Here is a 13,194-nt window from a genome sequence, read left to right as displayed (position 1 = left end):
ATGAACAATCGCTAAGACCTTTGCGACGTTTGCTTACGGCGCAGCAGGCTCGGACAGAGGAATCGCCAGCGTGAGCCAGAGGTTCCAGCCGTAGGGTCGATTCTGTGCCGCGAACTCGTAATAGCCACGTATGTTTGCGTACCACTTTCTTTTACCCACGTTGAAGAACCAGCCTGCCTGAGGCCCGATTCCCGCCACTCTGGATTTGAAATCGCCCAATATCGCGCCGCTGCCGCTGTCGCCCGTCAACTGCTGGTAGAAATATCCGACCAGCCCCGCATGAAACGTGGGCAAAAAGAAGTGGGATGCCGCGAGGTCGAGGTGAAGGTCGTTGCCATTACGGTAATGCGTGGCGTGATTTTCAAAGTTGTAGGTGAGACCGAGCACCGACGAGAATTCGTTGCCCGATTTCTCGTTGAAATAGGTGTAGCCCACGCCCCCGTCGATCGCCCAGTGGTTCAATCCGATATTGGCGAGCCGGGTCTTGTCGTAAGTCCCCACCGGCACTTCGGCGGCGGCGTACGTCATGAAATTGTGGACGCCATGGTTCCACTTGAGCGTCGCGGTCGGGTAAAGGTCGCTGAACCCCATGCGCGAGTCCGACTGACTACCGGCCACGGCCGCCCCGTTCGGCGATCTCAACGATGCGTCGGCGCTTGCGTTGACGTAACCGATTGCGCTTGTCACGCTGATTGAAGCCTGCGCGCCGGCCAGCGGCGTGGCGAAGGTGTAGGTCGGCGAAAGGAAAAGGAAGTCGCCTTGCGCCCTAACGCCGGCGCTCACGCGATCCCCGCGGATGAAAGTACGGTCCGCTCCCGCATTCGCCGAGCTGTAGTAATTGATGACCGGCAGCGCCCATCCGGGGTCGGTCGGAACAGCCGCCAGGCTGCTGAAATTGCCGGGGAGCCAGAAACTGGTGCCGCCTTCGTCCGCGACGGCAACCGACGTGACCAGCATGGCAGCGAGCACGAGAACGCGCATCATTTTTCCTTTGCCGGCTTATAGGGGTCCGGTGCGCCCGGCGGGATCAACGGGTACTTTTTCACGCTCGACCGGAAATCACTGACGATCTTCATCATCGGCCCCGCGGTCCAACCGTCCGGCGTGAGCGTTTTGCCATACTCTTCCGTGGGGTCGTTCAGAAGATCGAAAATCTTCGGCACACCCAACTGTGTGGGCGGCGTCCACCAATCGCGCTCGTCGCCGTAAAAAGCCATCTTGTAGTCATGCCACTTCACCGCTTCAAGACGGTCTGCAACGAAAACCGGGAATCCCTCGCGGGCGGAACTGCGGGTCTTGCCCGAGAGGAAATCCAACTGGTCCGTTCCGTCGATCGGCCGGTCCGTGGGAATCTTCGCGCCGGCAATGTGCGCAAAGGTGGTGAAGGTATCGACTTCGTGAACGATCTCGTTGCTCACGCGCCCAGCGGGAATATGGCCCGGCCAACGGATGATGAACGGCACGCGAAGCGAACCCTCCATGTGGGTAAAGTAATAGCCGTGCCACGGCCCGGCCGACCCATTGGAGGGAAACGTCGGGTCCGGCCCGTTGTCGCTCGTGAAAACAACGATGGTGTTGCCCTTGATCTGTAGCGCGTCAATGGCGTCCAGTATCTGACCGACGTTGGCATCCATCTCCATTCGGCTGTCCGCAAATTCGCCGTGCCCGGAAACACCTTCGAATTTCGGATTGGGCAATGACGGGAAGTGAACCTGGGTGTACGGCACGTATGCGTAGAACGGCTTGCCCGCCGCAACGCTGCGCTGCATGAAATCAATGGTTCGCCGGGTAATTTCACCGTCGATCAAACGGCGCTCTTGCAGGTCGTACACGCCCAGCTCGCGGCTCCTCTGGCCCTTGCGCCCTTCCATGACGTGCATGAACCTGACGGACCCGGCCGCCTTCGCCCCTGCCTGCGACGGATACATCGCCTCATCGGTCGTGCGCGGAATGCCGTACCATTCATCGAATCCCTGATCGGTCGGCAAGCGGCCCTGCTCGCTGCCAAGATGCCATTTACCGAAATGGCCGGTTGCGTACCCGACGCCCGAAAGGAGCCTGGCGATCGTGACTTCCCATTGGGTGAGCCCCTCCGGAGAACCGGGCAGCGGCACCGAATGCGTGCCCGAGCGAATCGCGAACCGTCCCGTCATGATCGCCGAGCGACTGGGCGTGCATTGCGCTTCGACGTTGAAATTGGTCAGGCGCATGCCCTCGGCCGCCAATTGGTCGATGCGGGGCGTGGGAGCGCCACGAAGTTCGCCTCCGCCATACACGCCCAGTTCGCCGTAGCCCAGGTTGTCCATCAGGATGAAGACAATGTTGGGCTTGTCCTGGGCAAATGCGCCGAAACTAAGCACGAAGAGCAACAGCAGCGTCGCTGATCTCATTGGCGTTCCCCTTTTTAGTATCGAGATGATCGAGGTGTGCGTCGAACCGATTACGCCGCGCCGGCGAATCGCCCGATCGCACGCTCACACAGCCGAAAAGCATCAATGTCGAGGCGCGCCGAGGCCGGAGCGCCGCGCAGCGAATGCGCGGCCGGCTCAGGCTCAGCCCGCGAAAAAGCGCTGCTCGGCTTCGGCGGGCAACGGCATGCCCGTCACCTTCGCCTTTTCCAGCACGCTCCAGAAGTACCGGTAAGTGGCGCGGTCGTGCAGTTCGCCCTCGTACTGGATCGGCCCCCAGGCGGCGTCCTGCGCCGCGACGAGAATCGCGGCAGCGTCGGCCACCTCCTCGAAATCCGGCCGCATGGCGTTGACGATCGGCTGGATCTGCGCCGGATAGATGCTCCACATGCGCAAAAAGCCAAACTCGTTGCGCGCCCGGCCCGCGTCGGCGCCAATCACGGCGGCGTCCTTGAGATTCAGGCAGACGTTGTGCGCCGGGACGATACCGTTGGCGAGCGCCGCCGCCACCACGTCGGCCTTGGCGCGCGCCAGCAGCGCGTGCTCGAACTGCCCCGGGCTGCGCATTGCCGCGGCGGGAATCGCGCCGTGGTGGCCGCTCACGAAATCCATGAGGCCGAAGTCGAGCACTTCGATATGCGGCAACGCCGCGATTGCAAAGACCTCGCGCAGCGCGCCGTGCGTTTCGATCAGGACATGAACCGGGACGGCATGATCGACGCCGCGCTTTCGCGCGACCGCCTGAATATGCTCGATCACCTCGGCGACCTGCACCGCCGTGGTTGCTTTCGGGATCGTGATGTAGGCGACGCGCTGCCCCGCCTCGCCGACGATGATCTCCACGTCCTGGCGCCACGCAGGGTGCGACGGATCGTGAATGCGCGCGCCCGCGCGGCCGAAGCGGTTGAGTTCCGAGTTGATCATGCGCGCCACCATCTGCGCGTGCTCGCGCTCCTGGCCGGCCGCCGCGCCGTCTTCGCAGTCGCAGGTGATGTCGAAAACCGGCCCGTATTCGGCTTGCAGGCCAAACGCCTTGGCGATCAGCTTTTCGCTGCCGGCGAAGTGCTCGCAGGCGGGCAAGGCGGGAAACGGTTTTTCGCCCGAGAAAAGGGCGTTTTTCGGATGCGTGTGGACAGTCATGACTGGCTCCGTGTTGCAGATTTCCTGGGCATTGCGATCGTATAGTCGAGATCGAGCACGACGTCGGACGAATGAACGGGGCGACCCGCGTCGGCGGCGGGAAAAACGATCGAGGCGACATCCACGTTCTTCGCCGCGATCATGCGCAAGCGCAGCGCGCCCACGTGGTCGTCGCCGAATTCGAACTTGCCGGTCACCGTGGTTGCGCAAACGAGGGTGTCGCCGGCCAGCGTGGGATTGACGTGGGTGCCCGCGTTGATGGCCAGCATCGTCAGGGCGTTTTCGATCCCGTCGTACGCGAGCGCCTTGCAGATCGACATCACATGGCCGCCGTAGACCAGGCGGCGCCCTTCGTTGGCGGATGCCGCGCGCGCGTCGAAGTGCGCCTTCGCCGTGTTCTGGTACAGCCGCGTGGCGATGCTGTGATCGCTGTCGTTGACCGCCATCGCGCCGGGGTGATCGATGCGTTCGCCAACGGCGTAGTCCTCCCACAAATCGGCGACGCCCGTGAGCGCGGTGATCTGCGCGACATTCGGGCCGAAAGGATGACGCGGCAGGCACCCCGCTTCCACCGAAGCCGGCAGCGCCGGCACATGGGCTTGCGCGCAGTCGGCCTGCGCGTCGCGCTTGTGGACCATCACCCAGCGCACCCAGGTGAGCACGGCTTCGCCAAGCTGGTTCCTGGCCGTGGAGCGCACGTACACGATGCCGCTCCTGCGGCTCGTGTTCTCCTTCAAGCCGATCACCTCGGTTTCCACGGTGAGCGTGTCGCCGGGATAGACGGGGGCGAGAAAGCGCACGTCGGCATAGCCGAGATTCGCAACGGCATTGAGCGAGATGTCGGGCACCGTTTTGCCGAACGCCGTGTTGAATACCAGCAAATCTTCAAGGGGCCGCACGTCGAAGCCCAACTGAAGCGCGTTCGTCGTAGCCGTGCCGATCACGGCGCGGCTTCCCGTCAACCCGATGTAGAGACTCCGGTCTCCTTCGGTAAGCGTGCGCGGCGTGGCATGGCATAGCTTCATGCCCACGCGGAAATCCTCGAAAAAATTGCCGCTGCGGTTCTTGACCATCCTTCCTCCGTTTCGCTGCGCTTTCCCGCGCGTCGGCGATATGTCCGTACATATTCACGAAAACACCGCACGGCGTCAACCGTTTTCGAAGATGCGGACTTATTGCGCATTTTTCCGCGATTTTAAGCTCTTATTTGAACTTAACACCCCCCGAATCTCTGCTTTTTCCGATCAAGCGCACTGCTAATATGTCCGTACATAGTCGCGCCAACGCGCATCTTGGAAACATGGACCGAACTCAAGGAGCCCCCATGCAGAGACTCACCGACGAACGCCGCATGATTCAGGAGTCGGCGCGCCAGTTCACGATGGAGCGCGTGCTTCCTCTCGCCAACAAGCTCGACCCCGAGAAGGGCAAGATTCCGCGCGAGCTGATCGACGAAATGGCCGAACTCGGTTACTTCGGCATCCTGATTCCCGAGGAGTACGGCGGCCTCGGCCTCGGCGCGTACGAGTACTGCCTCGTCGCCGAACAGCTTTCGCGCGGCTGGATGAGCGTGGCGAGCCTGATCGCGCGCGGCAACGGCTTGATCGGCGCGCTCAAGAGCCTCAGCCCCGAAAAGAAGGCGGACTATCTGCCTCGCATGGCGCGCGGCGAATTCCTCGGCGCCTTCTCGCTTTCCGAGCCGAACGCGGGCTCGGACGTCGCCAACATTTCGTGCCGCGCGGTGCGCGACGGCGACGATTGGCTCATTACCGGCAGCAAGTACTGGTGTACGTTCGCCGACGAAGCCGACTTCATTCTCGTGATCGCGCGCACCGATCCGGAGATCGATCCCAAGGCGCGTCACCGCGGGCTTTCCGCTTTCATGGTCGAAAAGCCGCGCGGCGAGCTGCCCGCCAACGTCGCGGGCAGCCCGATTCCGAAGATCGGCTATCACGGCTGGACCACGTGGGAACTCGCGTTCGACGGCTGCCGGGTTCCCGCTTCGAGCATGGTCGGAGAGGAAGGCAAGGCGTTCTATCTCGCCACGGCCGGTCTCGAAACCGCGCGTGCGCATACGGCCGCGCGCTCCATCGGCCTCGCTCAGGGCAGTCTCGAAGACTCGATGAAGTATGCGCACGACCGCGCGCAGTTCGGCCACCCCATCGGGCACTTCCAGGCCATCCGCTTCAAGATCGCCGACATGGCCACGCAAATCGAGGCGTCGCGCGCGCTGCTTTATTCGGTGTGCGAACAGATCGACGCGGGCAAGCGCTGCGACACCGAAGCCGCGATGGTGAAACTCTTCGCAAGCGAAATGTCCGAGCGCGTGACGAGCGAAGGGTTGCAGATTCACGGCGGTGCGGGCTACACCACGCATTTCGCCGCGGAGCGCTACTGGCGCGACGCCCGCCTCACGAAGATCTTCGAGGGGACGTCCGAAATCCAGATGCGCATCATCTCCGACGCCCTGCTCGGCAAGGCCGCTGCGTAGGCGGCTTTCACGAGGCACAGGAGAAGAACATGGAGACTTCCACCACCACGGCGCAGCAGTCCGGCGGAGCGCTCAGCGGCATACGCGTCGTCGATCTCACGCAAATGCTGGCCGGCCCGTTCTGCACGCAGATCCTCGCGGATCATGGCGCCGACGTCATCAAGATCGAAGGCCTGAGCGGCGACGGCACGCGCGCCAACGGCCCTTACTGCGAAGACGACACGCTGCGCGATTTCGGCGGCTATTTTCAGAGCGTGAACCGCAACAAGCGCTCGATTGCCGTCGATCTGAAAACGGCTCAGGGACTCGACGTCGTGCGCAAGCTGATCGCGCAGGCCGATATCGTGGTCGAGAACTTCCGCTCCGGCGTGATGGAGCGGCTCGGCCTCGCGTGGGAAGACCTGCGCGAACTCAACCCCCGGCTCGTCTACGGCGCGGTGCGCGGCTTCGGCGATCCGCGCAGCGGCGAAAGCCCCTATGCCGAGTGGCCCGCTTACGACGTCGTCTCCCAGGCGATGGGCGGCATGATGGGCATCACCGGGCCCGACCGCGAAACGCCCATGAAGATCGGCCCCGGCGTGGGCGACACCGTGCCGGCGCTCATGCTCTGCATCGGTTTGCTGGCCGCCGTGCTGCGGGCGCGCGAGACCGGCGAGGGGCAATTCGTCGACGTCGCCATGACCGACTGCGTGCTGGCCATGTGCGAGCGCATCGTCTATCAGACCTCGTACACGGGCGCCGTGCCGACGCCGGAAGGCAACCGTCATCCGCTGCTTTGCCCGTTCGGGCTGTTTCAGGCGCGCGACGGCTGGGTGTCGATCGCGGTCGCGCACGACGGCTTCTGGGAAAAGCTCGCCCATGCGATCGGCCAGCCCGAATTGATCGCCGACGCCCGCTTCGCCACGAACGCCGCGCGCGTGAAGCACACGCAGCAGGTGGTGGAAATCATCGAGGCATTCACTTCGGTGCGGACCAAGGCCGAGCTTGCCGAATGCTTCGGCGGCCGCGTTCCGTTCGGGCCGGTCTACACGTCGGCGGAAATCTTCGGCGATCCGCACTACCGCGTGCGCGACATGCTCGTGGACGTCGAGCAGCCCGGCTCGAGCACGCGGGTCAAGATCGCCGGCGTGCCGATCAAGATGAGCAGCACCCCCGGCGGCGTGCATCGCCGCGCACCGATGCTCGGCGAACACACGGACGAAGTGCTGCTCGCGGCCGGCTACGATGCGCTCGGCGTTGCCCGCCTGCGCGAGTCGGGCGCGATTCGCTGATCCTCACCGCAGGCGCCAGTCCGGCGCCTGCATCGAGTCCTGGCGCGGTTCGCTGCGCATCCTGGTTCTTCCCTTCCCGCCAACGCCGCCTCGTCGCCTCGTCGCCTCGTCGCCTCGTCGCCTCGCCGCCTCGCCGCCTCGCCTCCTTGTCGCCGTGGCGGCGCAGCTTCGCGCCGCGCAAAAAGCAGAACGCGCATGGATAACGAGGTATCCATGCGCGCCGGGTCAGGCGTTACGTCAGAGTGCCGCGGTCAACTCCGGCACGACTTCGAAGAGGTCCGCTTCGAGGCCGTAGTCGGCCACGCTGAAGATCGGTGCTTCGGGGTCCTTGTTGATCGCCACGATCACCTTCGAATCCTTCATGCCCGCCAGATGCTGGATCGCCCCCGAGATGCCGCAGGCCACATACAGTTGCGGCGCGACGATCTTGCCCGTCTGCCCCACCTGCCAGTCGTTGGGCGCGAAGCCCGCATCGACGGCGGCGCGCGAGGCACCGAGCGCCGCGCCCAGCTTGTCGGCGAGCGGCGTCAGGACTTCGGCGAAGCGCTCGCTGCTGCCGAGCGCGCGGCCGCCGCTCACGACGATTTGCGCGTCGGCAAGCTCCGGCCGGTCGCTCTGCGCCACGACACGCTCGACGAAAGCGGAGAGGCCGCTATCCGGCACGGCGTCGATCCCGACGACCTCCGCCGCGCCGCCTTGCGCCGCCACGCCGTCGAACGCCGTGGCGCGTACGGTGACCACCTTGACGGCATCGCTGCTCTGCACGGTCACGATCGCGTTGCCGGCATAGATGGGCCGCTCGAACGTATCGGCGCCGACCACGCGCGTGATGTCCGAGACCTGGGCGACGTCGAGCAGCGCGGCCACGCGGGGCGCGACGTTCTTGCCGCTGCTCGTGGCCGCGAAGAAAATAGCGGCATAGGCGGGCGCGAGCGCCACGACCTGCGCCGCCAGATTCTCCGCGAGGCCCTCGGCAAGCTGCGGCGCGTCGGCGTGCAGCACGCGCGTGACGCCTTCGATCCGCGCTGCCGCGGCGGCCGCCGCCGACGACGCATTGCCCGCCACCAGCACGTGAACCTCGCCGCCGCACTGGCGCGCGGCCGCCACCGTGCTGAGCGTCGCGCCCTTGATCGAGACATGGTCGTGCTCGGCCACGACCAGCACATTGATCCGTTCAGTCATGGAGTTCTCCTCAGATAACCTTTGCTTCGTTCTTGAGCTTCGCAACCAGCGTCGCGACATCGGGGACTTTCACGCCGGCGCTGCGCCCGGCGGGCTCGACCGTCTTCAGCGTCTTGAGCCGCGGCGTCACGTCCACCGCCAGTTCCTGCGGCGTCACCGTTTCGAGCGGCTTCTTCTTCGCCTTCATGATGTTGGGCAGCGTCGCGTAGCGCGGCTCGTTCAAACGCAGATCGGTCGTGATCACCGCGGGCAGCGCGAGCTTCAGCGTTTCGAGGCCGCCGTCGATCTCGCGCGTCACGATCGCGTGACCGTCCGCGATTTCGACCTTGCTGGCGAACGTGGACTGCGCGAGGCCCGCCAGCGCGGCGACCATCTGCCCGGTCTGGTTGCAGTCGTTGTCGATGGCCTGCTTGCCGAGGATCACGAGCTGCGGCTGCTCCTTGTCGATGATCGCCTTAAGCAGGCGAGCGACCGCCAGCGGTTGCAATTCCTCGTCGGACTGAACGAGGATGCCCCGATCCGCACCGATCGCCATCGCCGTGCGCAGCGTTTCCTGGCACGCGGCCACGCCGCACGACACGGCAACCACCTCGCTGGCCGCGCCCTTCTCCCGCAGCCGCACCGCCTCCTCGACCGCGATCTCGTCGAACGGATTGATGCTCATCTTCACGTTGGCGAGATCGACGCCGGAGCCGTCCGGCTTGACCCGCACCTTCACGTTGAAATCCACCACGCGTTTTACCGCCACCAATACTTTCATCTGTCTGCTCCTTTAGCCGTTGAGGCCGCCGTGGCGGCGCCATCGCGCGCGCACCCGCGCGCCGGTTCAAACCAGTTCGGTCTGCGCGCCCAGCGCGTGCTGAAGCGCCGCTGCGTTCGCCGCCTCGTGCTGATCGCTGGTGCCGAACAGAATGTCGGCCACCACGGCGCGCTTGAAGTAGTGCCCGACGGCGTACTCCTCCGTCATGCCGATGCCGCCATGCAACTGAATGGCCTGGGCGCAAACCCATTTCGCCGCGCGCCCGATGAACGCCTTGCCTTGCGAGAGCGTCAGTTGCTGCGCCTTCCCCGACTCGCATTCGAGCGCCGCGAGCATCGCGTACAGCATGGAGCGCGAAAGCTCCAGTTCCGCCGCCATATCGGCCATGCGATGCTGAAGCGCCTGGAAGCTCGCGATCGGCACGCCGAACTGCTTGCGCACCTTGAGATATTCCGCCGTGATTTCGATCGCGCGTTCCATCGCGCCGACAAGCTCGGCGCACAACGCCGTCATGCCATGCGACAAGCCAAAACGCAGCGCATCGAGGCCGGCTCCGCGCTCGCCGAGCAACGCACTCGCGGGCACGGCAAACTGCGCGAACGTCAATTCGGCGGCTTGCGTGCCGTCATGCAACGGCAGCGTCTGCTGCGCCGGCCCTGACGAACCGGCAGGCACGAGAAAGAGCGAAATGCCCTCGTCCTGGCGCCCGTCGTCCACGATTCGTGCCGAGACGATGAACCAGTCGGCATGGGCCGCCCCGAGCACGAGCGTCTTGGCGCCTTCGAGGCGATAGCCGTCCTTGTCGCGAATCGCCAGCGTCTGCACGATGGCGGGGTCTCCGCGCGACGACGCTTCGCTGTAGGCGAGCGCGACGCGCTCGGAACCGTCGGCGAGCGCCGACAACAGCGCGTCCTTGACGTCCGGCGTGCCCGCGGCGGCGAGCGTCTGGGCCGCGAGCACGGCGCAGCCGAGGTACGGCTCGACCACGAGCGCCCGCCCGAATTGCTGCGCGATCAGCGCCGTGTCGAGCACGGTGCCGCCCAGTCCGCCGTGCGCCTCCGGCAATGCGGCCGCGAGCCAGCCGTTCTCGGCGAACGTGCGCCAGTTTTCCGCGCTGCCGCCCTCGGCCGCCTTGACGATGGCGCTGCGTGTTTCGAATGCGTAGGCCTTGTCGACAAAACGGCGCACGCTGTCTTCGAGCATCTTCTGCTCGTCATTCAGGTTGAAATTCATCTCGGGCCTATCCCTCAGAACTGAAACATCATCTTCGCGACAATGCCGCGCTGGACTTCGCTCGTGCCGCCATAAATCGTGGTGGCGCGGCGGAAGAACATTTCTGCCGCGATGCTTCGCGCTTCGGACTGAAGCGCGTGGACCGGCTGCGCACCGGCACCTTCGCCTCTCGGGCCGGCCCATGCGACCGCGCCGTAGTCGCCCAGGCACTCGACGAGAAACGCGCTCATCTTCTGTTGCAATTCCGTGCCGCGCACCTTGAGGATCGACCCTATCGCATGCGCGGCAGGGCTATGGTCCTCTTCCAGCGCCGCCACGCGCTGCACCAGCACCGTGATCGCCCGCAGCTCGGCTTCGAGCGCGGCAAGCCGCAAGGCAACGTCGTCGCGCTCGATCAGCGGCGAGCCGGCAAACCGCGTTTCGCGCGCGAGCTTGCGCAGTTTGCGCTGGAACCGCATCAGCGACGGCAGATCGGCCGTGGAGGCATGTTCGTTGTTGAGCAGGAATTTCGTGAGCTTCCATCCGTCGCCTTCCGCGCCGATCAGGTTGCCCACCGGTACGCGCACGTTGTCGAAGAACGTTTCGTTCAGATGATGACAGCCGTCGATGCTGATGATCGGGCGCACCGTGATGCCCGGCGATTTCATGTCGACGAGCAGGAAGCTGATGCCGGCCTGCTTCTTGACGGTGGTATCGGTGCGCACGAGCAGGAAGATCCAGTCGGCTTCGTGACCGTAGCTCGTCCAGATTTTCTGGCCGTTCACGACATAATGGTCGCCTTCGCGCACGGCCTGCGTGCGCAGCGAGGCGAGATCGGAGCCGGAGCCGGGTTCGGAGAATCCCTGGCACCAGATCCGTTCGCCGCGAAGAATGGCCTGCACGTGCTCCGCTTTCTGTTCGGCGGTGGCGAAGTGGTTGAGCACGGGACCGACGAGCCGTTGCGCGAAGGTGTCCTGCGAAGGCGAGCCCGCGGTCGAGCATTCTTCGTCGAATATGAGGCGCTGCGCGACGCTCCAGCCCGTACCGCCGTGCTCTTTTGCCCAATAAGGCGCACCCCAGCCGTACTCGTTCAGGATGCGTTGCCATTGCGCCAGTTGCGCGCGCGGCGACCGCACGCCGTCGGTGCGGCGCGGCAGGTCCGGCGGCAAATGCTTGCGCAGAAAATCGCGCACCACCTCGCGAAACGCACTGAGGCCCGGGTCCGATCGAAAGTCCATGCGTAGCTCTCCAGAATGAGGGCAAACGCGGCGCAGGTGCGTCTGCCAGATTCGACGCATGGTAGGGGAGCACCTGGACAGGCAACGCCCCCCACCGTTGGGGGTTCTTAAGCCTACCCAGGTAGGCAACAGCGTTATGGATCGCCACCCGATGACGCGATCGACGAAAGGTTTGCGTGCATGCAGAACGGGCCTTAATCCCACAGGAAATCGGCCCCCCACGTTGGGGGGCAGCGATTCGGGCGTTTCGCGTCACCTTACCGGTGTCCAGGCCGAACCGCGCATCTCATGCCGTCGGCGGACGCCAACATAAGGGCTGCCCGACAGGTGGCCGGAAATACAATCAGGAGACGCTATGAAGTTGAAGTCAGTTGCTGCCGCCGCACTGGCAGTCATGGCAGCAGGAGCGCATGCGCAAAGCTCGGTCACGCTCTTCGGCGCACTCGACGCGGGTCTGATGTACCAGAACACATCGGCCGCCACGTTAAGTCCAACCGCAGCCAATATGGGATCGGTGTTCCGCTATAAGGACGGCGGCATTTATTCGAGCTTCTGGGGTCTGCTCGGGACCGAAGACCTCGGCGGGGGCTATCGCCTCAACTTCAAGCTGCAAAGCGCGTTCAACACCGGGACGGGCGCGCTGGGCCTTCCCGACACGGCGGGAACCGTGGCGCTGTTCAATCAGATCGCGCGCGTGGGCGTATCGGGGCCGTTCGGCTCGTTCGACGTCGGCCGTCAGATCGCGCCCATCGCGATTGCCATGGTCGATACCGATGTGCGCGGCGCGCAATATTTCGGCAGCGTTCTGACCACATGGGCCGGGATGAACTTCCAGGCGGGATGGTCCGGCGCGAGCACGAACGTGCCTATCGGCGCACTCTTCGACAGCAACGCGCTCATCTACCACTCGCCCCGCTTCATGGGCGCGCAGCTCGCCCTCGAATATGCGCCCGGCGGCGTCTCCGGCAGCCTGACGGCGCGTTCGCGCGAGTCCGCCGTGCTCTCGTATCAGAACGGCAGTCTCAATCTCGCGGCGGCCTGGTACGACGCGCACGACACGAATCCGTCGCCGGTCGCGCCCGGGGCGCCCACCGGCGTCGACAACAACCAGCAGTTGTACTTCGGCGCAAAATACACGATCGGCAGCTTCTCCGTATCGGGGGCTTACAGCAACGGCAAGAGCCCCGCCCGCTCGAACCTCGTGAACTACGACCTCTGGTCGCTCGGCGCGGGCTATCAGTTCACGCCCGCCCTCAACGTCACGAGCGGCGCCTACTATCTGCGCGACAAGAACAACGCTTCGAACAAGTCGATCACGTGGGCCGTCACGGCCGACTACAACGTCTCGAAGCGCACCGTTTTGTATGCGGACGTAGGCGGCGTCAACAACATGGGCACCATGCGCGTGCCGGTCACTTACGGTCAACTGGTCGCGCCGGGTCAAGGCACGGTGGCGGTTCTGCTGGGCGTGCGGCATTCGTTCTGAACATCG

The 13,194-nt window shown here is 64.7% G+C and carries 11 protein-coding genes; 3 read left to right on the top strand and 8 right to left on the bottom strand.

Translation table 11 applies throughout. From position 1 onward, the window contains the following. Positions 1-33: 33 nt before the first annotated feature. The 4 genes from U5805_RS08285 to U5805_RS08270 form a co-directional block, all read right to left on the bottom strand. Positions 34-984, bottom strand: coding sequence for a transporter (locus U5805_RS08285; RefSeq protein WP_322102981.1), 951 nt, complete (start codon positions 982-984; stop codon positions 34-36). Next, on the bottom strand, positions 981-2,390 hold the full coding sequence (locus U5805_RS08280) for an arylsulfatase (RefSeq protein ID WP_322102980.1): 1,410 nt from the start codon (positions 2,388-2,390) through the stop codon (positions 981-983). The genes U5805_RS08285 and U5805_RS08280 overlap by 4 nt, the downstream gene beginning before the upstream one ends. A 162-nt stretch (positions 2,391-2,552) precedes the next feature. Continuing rightward, entirely contained in the window at positions 2,553-3,548 is a 996-nt protein-coding gene (locus U5805_RS08275) for an HpcH/HpaI aldolase/citrate lyase family protein (protein ID WP_322102979.1), read from the bottom strand. After that, positions 3,545-4,621, bottom strand: a complete 1,077-nt coding sequence (locus U5805_RS08270) for a MaoC family dehydratase (RefSeq protein WP_322102978.1) — start codon at positions 4,619-4,621, stop codon at positions 3,545-3,547. Before U5805_RS08270 ends, U5805_RS08275 begins: the two co-directional genes overlap by 4 nt. Before the next feature lie 251 nt (positions 4,622-4,872). Here U5805_RS08270 and U5805_RS08265 point away from each other — a divergent pair, with 251 nt between their 5' ends. Together U5805_RS08265 and U5805_RS08260 are read left to right on the top strand one after the other, a co-directional pair. Continuing rightward, on the top strand, positions 4,873-6,039 hold the full coding sequence (locus tag U5805_RS08265; RefSeq protein ID WP_322102977.1) for an acyl-CoA dehydrogenase family protein: 1,167 nt from the start codon (positions 4,873-4,875) through the stop codon (positions 6,037-6,039). Positions 6,040-6,068: 29 nt separating this feature from the next. Then, positions 6,069-7,310: a CoA transferase gene (locus tag U5805_RS08260; RefSeq protein WP_322102976.1), complete on the top strand. Its 1,242-nt coding sequence runs from the start codon at positions 6,069-6,071 to the stop codon at positions 7,308-7,310. A gap of 237 nt (positions 7,311-7,547) precedes the next feature. Here the strand turns inward: U5805_RS08260 and U5805_RS08255 are convergent, their stop codons facing one another. The 4 genes from U5805_RS08255 to U5805_RS08240 form a co-directional block, all read right to left on the bottom strand. Beyond that, positions 7,548-8,492, bottom strand: a complete 945-nt coding sequence (locus U5805_RS08255) for an electron transfer flavoprotein subunit alpha/FixB family protein (protein ID WP_415914556.1) — start codon at positions 8,490-8,492, stop codon at positions 7,548-7,550. A 10-nt stretch (positions 8,493-8,502) separates the two neighbouring features. Next, on the bottom strand, positions 8,503-9,252 hold the full coding sequence (locus U5805_RS08250; RefSeq protein ID WP_322102975.1) for an electron transfer flavoprotein subunit beta/FixA family protein: 750 nt from the start codon (positions 9,250-9,252) through the stop codon (positions 8,503-8,505). A 66-nt stretch (positions 9,253-9,318) separates the two neighbouring features. After that, positions 9,319-10,485, bottom strand: coding sequence for an acyl-CoA dehydrogenase family protein (locus tag U5805_RS08245; protein WP_322102974.1), 1,167 nt, complete (start codon positions 10,483-10,485; stop codon positions 9,319-9,321). A 14-nt stretch (positions 10,486-10,499) separates the two neighbouring features. Next, positions 10,500-11,702: an acyl-CoA dehydrogenase family protein gene (locus U5805_RS08240; protein WP_322102973.1), complete on the bottom strand. Its 1,203-nt coding sequence runs from the start codon at positions 11,700-11,702 to the stop codon at positions 10,500-10,502. Positions 11,703-12,057: 355 nt separating this feature from the next. Here U5805_RS08240 and U5805_RS08235 point away from each other — a divergent pair, with 355 nt between their 5' ends. Further along, positions 12,058-13,188, top strand: a complete 1,131-nt coding sequence (locus U5805_RS08235; RefSeq protein WP_322102972.1) for a porin — start codon at positions 12,058-12,060, stop codon at positions 13,186-13,188. Positions 13,189-13,194 lie beyond the last annotated feature (6 nt).

Origin of the sequence: Paraburkholderia sp. J41 (assembly GCF_905220235.1) — a bacterium.
Classification (GTDB): domain Bacteria; phylum Pseudomonadota; class Gammaproteobacteria; order Burkholderiales; family Burkholderiaceae; genus Paraburkholderia.
The sequence above is the reverse complement of the archived record's forward strand: the minus strand, read 5'-3'. Positions and strand labels throughout refer to the sequence as shown.